Annotated in this window: 4 protein-coding genes; all 4 read right to left on the reverse strand. The window is 62.0% G+C overall.

The annotated features are described in order from the left end of the window. Nucleotides 1–107: 107 nt before the first annotated feature. Nucleotides 108–2,681: a bifunctional diguanylate cyclase/phosphodiesterase gene (locus tag ACE04F_RS04570; RefSeq protein WP_486105189.1), complete on the reverse strand. Its 2,574-nt coding sequence runs from the start codon at nucleotides 2,679–2,681 to the stop codon at nucleotides 108–110. A gap of 211 nt (nucleotides 2,682–2,892) precedes the next feature. Next, nucleotides 2,893–4,692, reverse strand: coding sequence for a thiamine pyrophosphate-requiring protein (locus ACE04F_RS04575; protein WP_486105191.1), 1,800 nt, complete (start codon nucleotides 4,690–4,692; stop codon nucleotides 2,893–2,895). Nucleotides 4,693–4,791: 99 nt separating this feature from the next. Further along, the gene (locus ACE04F_RS04580) at nucleotides 4,792–5,310 is read right to left on the reverse strand and encodes an HvfX family Cu-binding RiPP maturation protein (RefSeq protein WP_486105193.1); all 519 of its coding nucleotides are present in this window, start codon (nucleotides 5,308–5,310) and stop codon (nucleotides 4,792–4,794) included. 16 nt (nucleotides 5,311–5,326) lie between these two features. Beyond that, on the reverse strand, nucleotides 5,327–5,965 hold the full coding sequence (locus tag ACE04F_RS04585; protein WP_486105195.1) for a ferric reductase-like transmembrane domain-containing protein: 639 nt from the start codon (nucleotides 5,963–5,965) through the stop codon (nucleotides 5,327–5,329). Nucleotides 5,966–6,160 lie beyond the last annotated feature (195 nt).

A 6,160-nucleotide genomic window follows, 5' to 3' on the forward strand; every position in this document is an offset into this window, starting at 1 on the left:
GCTGCGGTTTTGCGCGCACAGCCGTTACTGCGGTAATGGATATGTCCGCAGTCAAGAAAATCCCGGCCGGCGAGCACGCTGTCGTCGCGAGCAGGCAATTTCAAGTGCTACAGCCAGCGGGGCGTGGTGAAGAACGAGGCCATTTCCGAGCGGGCCAGGGCAGCGCCGAAATACGGACCTTGCACATGATCGCAGGCCACGTTGCGCAATTGGCTGAACTGCACGGCATTCTCGATGCCTTCGGCGGTCACCATCAATCCGACGCTGCGGCTCAACCGGATCATCGCCAGGACGCCTTCCTGATCGTGCTCCAGGCCCAGTTGCGCAAGGATATTACGATCGAAGCGGATGCCGTCGAATGGCTGGTCGAGCACTTCCCGAAGGGACGCTATGTTGGTGCCGAACTTGTCGATATTGATCCGCACGCCCAACGCCTTCAGGGCATGAAGGGTATTGGCGAGTGTCTTATGGTCCGTCAGCAGAACGCCTTCGGCCACTTCGAGGGTTAGCCGTTGGGCGGGCAGGCCACTTGTTTCCAGGGCCTTGTGGACCTGGTTGAACAGGAAGCTGCTGCTGAACCAGCGAGGCGAAACGGCAATGGAGACGTTGAGGGGGGTGGGCCAGCTCATCGCCTCGTCGCAGGCGTTGATCAACATCCAGTTGCCCAGGTCCTCCAGCTGACCGGAGGCTTCGGCGACCGGGATGAAGTCGATCCCGCCCAGTTCACCGCGCTCCGGATGGTGCCAGAAGGCCTGGGCTTCAAAACCATACAACTGCTCGGCACCCACATCGAAACGGGGCAGGTAACGCAGTTCGAGCTGGCCCTGCCGCATCGCATCGCGCAGTTGCTGCTCGTAGCGTCGACGATCGCGGGCCACATTGCCCATGGCCTCTTCGAATACGCGCCAGGTATTGCGCCCCGCGGCCTTCGCCGCGTACAGGGCGATGTCGGCCTGGCGCAACAGCTCATCGGCACGCTGTTCACCGGGCTGCGACCAGGCGACCCCGATACTCACGCCCAAATACAACGTATTGCCATCCAGGTGCATGGGCCGTTGCATGCATTCGATCAGGCGCGAGCACAATTGGTCGAGATCAGCGGCGCTGCCCGGGCTCGGCAGGATGATGACGAATTCATCGCCACCCAGGCGCGCCACCAGGTCGCTGCCGCGCACGTTCTGTTGCAGGATATGGGCAACTTCCTTCAGCACCTTGTCGCCGACGGCATGGCCCAGGGAGTCGTTGACCGGTTTGAACCGGTCCATGTCCAGGTTCAGTACCGCCAGTGGCGTATCGCGCGGCTGGTCGAGGTGCTGGCTGAGGCAATCGAATAAACGGTTGCGGTTGGCCAGGCCGGTCAGCGGGTCGTGCAGCGACAGGTGCTTGATCTGCGCCAGGGCTCGCAATTCTTCGGTAATGTCGGTGGCGGTGCCACGAAAACCCAGGGTGCCGGCTTCAATGGCCCGTACCGAGAGTTTGCAGGTGCGTATGCGCTGGTTGCGCGCGGTGTATTCGCAAAGGAGCGGCGCAGAGGAGGCGCTATTGGCACCGCCGAGTAGCCAATGGGAAATCGAGATCGAGCCGCTGTGTGGATGCAGCAGCCGGTGCAACGGCTTGCCCAACCACTCGCTGGGGTTGAAGCCCGTAACCTGTTCGAAGCGTTCCGACAGATAGGTCAATGTTCCGTTCGAGTCGACCTCCCACAGCCAGTCGGACGAGACCTCGGCGATGTCCCGGAAGCGCTCCTCGCTGCGCTCCAACGCCTTGCGGTGGGCGAGAAGGCTGGCGTACTGCTGCTCCTGGGCGCGGAGCATGATCAGCGCATGACGCAACACCGCCAAGGCCATGACTGCAAGAAACAGCAACGCCAGTGCGAGCAAGGGCAGCAGCACTTTGCGCAAGTCCTTGCCGGGCGTCGCGGGGCGCCAGGCCAAGGCTTCACGGGTCAGGTCGTTGAGCGATACCTGGGCGGTCTCCTTAGGCCCTGGCGTGCGGGCAATATGTGCGTCGGGCAGGGCAAAGTCCCGTGACAGGCTTTGCAGCGCGCCACGGTCCAGGACTTTGACGAACAACAGCAGGCTGGGCGGCCCCGGAATTTCGGCCACGCTGTTGTCGGTGCCGGTGGTAATCGCCGAGACGGCGACGAAGGCGGGCGCGTCCTCGTGGTGCAACAGTTCGACGATCACTTCATCGCGATTTTCCGCCGTACTGGCCTTGCTGGCGAGCGCGCGCAGGTCGCCGGTCAACCACGTGTCGGCCGCCACCTGGCTGATCTCGCCATCAATGACCGAATAAACCGTCCGGCCGCTCGGGGAAATAACGAACACCGCCTGGTAGCCATAGAGCGAAAACACGCTGCTTCCGACATTCTCCTGGTCGTAGGCCCAATCTTTATCGACCTCTATGTGCAGATGCCGATAAGCGTCGCTCCATTTGGAGTAGTCGCTCAGATCACGACCGATGCCCGTACGCATGCCTTCGATGGCCCGCTGGGCAAAAAACACGCTTTGTTCCCGGGCCTGCTCGTCCTGGGTCTGGGTAATGTTGAGCAGCACCGCGATGGCCAAAGCGGACATGATGAACAGCACCAGCATGATGGCCGGGAAAGTGCGGCGGGTGAAACTTCGGGTTGGTCGCTCGCCGGAAGTCACGGCGGGGCCATTGCCAGCATCTTCAATCATAAAAACAAGCCATCAGCTGAACGCGAGAATACCCCGCACTGGCTTTGTATCGGCTGACTGACTGATTAACTTAATAAAACCGAGAAAATGCTGACCAGTTGCACCATTTTTTCCGCGGACCGGTCCCTTTCACGTGCTGGCTTTATTCCGCATAGGGCGATAAAACTTCCCAGCAGGATCAGCTCGTAACGGCCTGCTCGCGTCTGCATGCTTACTCTTTGTCCTTGCGCTGGCCGGGCAGCAGGGCGCTCAGCACCTGTTTGGCGGTCTCGACCACGATGCCCCGTTCGTTCGGGTCGCCCTGGAGCAGGGTCGAGGCAAATTTCTTCGCCTGTTCCAGCTTGATATGTGGCGGCAGCGGCGGCACGTCGGGATCGGTGCGGAATTCGATCAGCACCGGGCGTTCGGCGGCAAGTGCCTGTTCCCAGGCGCTGGCCACGTCGCTTTCCTGATCGACGAGGATGCCCTTGAGACCAATGGACTCGGCAAACAGGTGGTAGGGCACGTCGGGAATGTTCTGCGAGGCCTCGAATTTCGGATCGCCCTCCATGATCCGCTGTTCCCAGGTCACCTGGTTCAAATCCTGATTATTGAACACCGCGCAGATCCACGTGCTGTCCGTCCAGCTGCGCCAGTACTTGGCGACGGTAATCAGCTCGGCCATGTTGTTCATCTGCATCGCACCGTCGCCCACCAGGGCGATGACCGGCCGATCCGGATGGCAGAACTTGGCCGCAATGGCGTAGGGCACGGCGGCGCCCATGGAGGCGAGGCCACCGGACAGCGAACACAGCATGCCCCGACGGATCTGCAGGTCCCGGGCATACCAGTTGGCGCAGGAGCCGGAATCACAGGTGATAATGGCGCGGTCCGGCAACCGTGGCGACAGTTCGAACGTGACCCGTTGCGGATTGATCGGCTTGGCCGAGACCAGCGCGCGTTTTTCCAGGGTCTTGTCCCAGTCCGCACGCCAGTGTTCGATTTTCTTGCGCCAGGCGCGGTCGGTCTTTTCTTCGATCAGCGGCAACAAGGCTCGCAGGGTGTCGGCGCTGTCACCCTGCAAATTGACTTCCATGGGGTAGCGCAGGCTGAGCATGTCGGGCTGCAAATCGATCTGCACGCCACGCGCCTGGCCCTCTCGGGGCAGAAACTCGGCATAGGGGAAGCCGGACCCGATCATCAGCAGCGTGTCGCAACCGGCCATGAGGTTGTCACTGGGTTCGGTGCCCAACAGGCCGATGGCGCCGGTGACCCATGGCAACTCGTCGGGCACCGCGGCTTTGCCAAGCAAGGCCTTGGCGACGCCGGCACCGAGCTTGTCAGCGATGGCAATCACTTCATCCGTGGCATGCAGCGCCCCGGCGCCCACCAGGATGGCGACCTTCTTGCCAGCGTTGAGGACTTCGGCGGCCCGCTGCAGGTCTTCCTCGTAAGGCACGACCTTGGGTTTGTTATAACCGACGCCAGAATGCAGTGTGCCGTGTTTGTGGGGCGGCGCGCTGTATTCCATGTCCTGCAAGTCGTTGGGCAGGATCAGCGCGGTGACCCGACGCTCGCCCACCGCCGTTCGCACGGCCCGGTCGAGCAGATGGCGTACCTGCGCCGGTGCGCTGGCCTGCTGGACGAACGCGCCGGCCACATCCTTGAACAGGCTGACCAGGTCGAGTTCCTGCTGGTAATGGCCGCCAAGCGCATTGCGCGCCTGTTGGCCGCAGATGGCCAGGACCGGCATGTGGTCCATGCGTGCGTCATACAGGCCGGTGATCAGGTGTGACGCCCCTGGCCCCGAAGTGGCGATACAGACCCCCAGCTCACCGGTGAACTTGGCATGGGCGCAGGCCATGAATGCGGCCATTTCCTCGTGACGCGCCTGAATGAACTGGATCTTGCCCTTGGCCCGGTTCAAGGCGCCGAACACGCCGTTAATGCCATCGCCCGGATAGCCGTAGATACGGCGAACCCCCCACTCGTAAAGGCGCTCAACCAGAAAATCGCCGACGGTCATGCTCATGTCTGTTCCTCGTCCTGATGGGCTGTCTTGTCGGGCTGCGACCCTTGGCAGCGGTACGCAGCGCCGTGGCTGATACAGGACTGGACCGACGCAAGCCGCTCAAGGTTTCGATTTTTTTATCGATTGCAGCTTCCTCAGCAAAAAATCCACACTCATTCTCCCGGCGCCCTGCAACAGCAACGGCAGCAGCGCCACCAGGTAAATCAATGGCAGCTTGAAGTTGCCAAAGCCTTTGTTGGTGATGGCGTATCCCTGGGCCAGTTCGCTCAGGCTCGACCAATCCGCCGGCCAGTGCACGGCCGCCGTGGCGACCACCGTGACGATCATCAGCACCAGCGCCGAAACACGTGTGCCCAGGCCCACCAGCAGGGCGATGGCGCAGATCAGTTCCGCCCACATCGACAGCTCCCAGTTCCAACTGGCCGGCACATGGTTGAAAGGGAACGGGAAGGCCGCCTGGATTTCGGCGAACCAGTTCTGGCCGTTCCATTTTTCCAGGCCCGACTCGAAGAACTCCCAGGCCAGGAACAGACGCAGCCCCAGCGGTGCGAGCCATGAGCCGGCGTGGTCGAGGTTGAGGTGCAGGCCGTTCAAGGCTTTCGAAAAAGACGTGTACATGATTGATCTCCTTTACTCAGGCTGCTCGTGGCTGGGCGTGGCGCTTGTTGGCCTGGGCCAGCTTGCCCACCAGGCGGACCGCCGTGGCGGCGCAGATCAGGCCGAAGGGCAGCACGTACCAGGCGCTCATCGGAATGCGCTTGAAGTTGGAGTAGGCAAAGATCGCCGCCAACACCCACATGCCAGTGGTGTGCAGGCGCTTCCAGGCGGTGGCGCCGATCAGCCGCGTGGTGCTTTTGAACGAGGTCAGGGCCAGCAGCAGGATGAACACGTAGCCCACGCTGCCGGGCAGATTGCCGACGGCGGTGCGGCCGGGCCAGAACTCTGTGTTGAGCTGGCCGTACCAATAGATCAACACCGCGTGGACCAGGTGGGAAAAGGCAAAGGCCAAGCCGATGAAGCGCCGTTCGCGCAACAGCGACTTGCTCAAGGGCGAGGGTACCAGCACGGCAAACGCCGAAGCGGTGAAGGCCAGCAGGAACAGGGCAAAGGATGACCGGGCGGTGGCGCGAATGGCGCTGCGCACGCCTTCGGTGAGGTCCGGGTTGACTGCCAGGGTCAGCGCGGTCATCAACAGCACCAGGGCGGCAATCAGGCTGAACAGCGACCAGCCCTGTAAACGGAAAGCAGGTGGCGTTGCAGTGGTGGCAGGCATGGGGAGGCTCCTTGGATTCATGGCCCGGCCGTCAGGGTGGCCGGGGACACAAGGAGTCTTTCAAACGGGTGTAAGCGGGGTGTGTCGGGAATGACGCTGGTGTGCAAGTTTGTGTATGTCATGTGCCTGCTGACACACTGATATACAAACCCAACATCAAGCCGAATGCCGAACCCTGTGGGGGGGGGGGGGGGG

The organism is Pseudomonas sp. AGC41, from assembly GCF_057334555.1.